Here is a 612-nt window from a genome sequence, read left to right as displayed (position 1 = left end):
CGTCCACGCCGGCGCCCTCGGCTGGGTCGCGATGGTTTCCATCGGCTCGCTCTACCACCTGATCCCGAAGGTCTTCGGCCGCGAGAAGATGCACAGCCTGGGCCTGATCAACGCGCACTTCTGGCTGGCCACCATCGGCACCGTGCTGTACATCGCCTCGATGTGGGTCAACGGCATCACCCAGGGCCTGATGTGGCGCGCGGTCAACGAGGACGGCACCCTGACCTACTCCTTCGTCGAAGCGCTGGCCGCCGGCCACCCCGGCTTCATCGTGCGCATGCTCGGCGGCTTCATCTTCCTGCTCGGCATGTTCCTGATGGCCTACAACACCTGGCGCACCGTCAGTGCCGCCAAGCCGGCCGAATACGAAGCCGCCGCACAGATCGCCTGAGGAGCCGAGCATGAAACACGAAATACTCGAGAAGAACGTCGGCCTGCTGGCGCTATGCATGGCCGTGGCCGTGAGCATCGGTGGCCTGACCCAGATCGTGCCGCTGTTCTTCCAGGACGTGACCAACACCCCGGTCGAAGGCATGAAGCCCTATACCGCGCTGCAACTCGAAGGCCGCGACATCTATATCCGCGAAGGCTGCGTCGGCTGCCACTCGCAGA

2 protein-coding genes are annotated in these 612 nt (G+C 64.4%); both read left to right on the top strand.

All coding sequences use genetic code 11. The annotated features are described in order from the left end of the window. The coding region (locus tag HMPREF2886_RS30655; protein ID WP_177344471.1) for a cbb3-type cytochrome c oxidase subunit I at positions 1-391 on the top strand (391 nt) is incomplete at its 5' end. Positions 392-401: 10 nt separating this feature from the next. Then, positions 402-612, top strand: a 211-nt coding sequence (locus HMPREF2886_RS30650) for a cbb3-type cytochrome c oxidase subunit II (RefSeq protein WP_176439667.1), incomplete at its 3' end; no start/stop codon positions are given.

Origin of the sequence: Pseudomonas sp. HMSC066A08, from assembly GCF_001813025.1 — a bacterium.
Classification (GTDB): Bacteria; Pseudomonadota; Gammaproteobacteria; order Pseudomonadales; family Pseudomonadaceae; genus Pseudomonas; species Pseudomonas aeruginosa.
This window is presented reverse-complemented; position numbering and strand designations above follow the sequence as displayed.